Origin of the sequence: Streptomyces jumonjinensis (assembly GCF_009600885.1) — a bacterium.
GTDB lineage: Bacteria > Actinomycetota > Actinomycetes > Streptomycetales > Streptomycetaceae > Streptomyces > Streptomyces jumonjinensis.
On record NZ_VCLA01000194.1, the window covers coordinates 6,963 to 7,168 of the forward strand.

Consider the following 206-nt stretch of genomic DNA (forward strand, 5'->3'; position numbering starts at 1 on the left):
CGGGTGACCGGGCCGGTCGGTATCCGGCCCGGTCGCCCCGTGGGGTGGTCGGTCAGCCGGTCGCGGTGACCGGGGCCGGTCGGTTGCCGGGCCGGGTCGGTCGGTTCTCGTCGCGGAGCTGGGTGACCAGGGCGGTCAGCCGGTCGTTGGCCAGCGGGATGCCCTGTCCCCGGATGGCGTCCGCGACGATCTGGCGGGTGACCTTG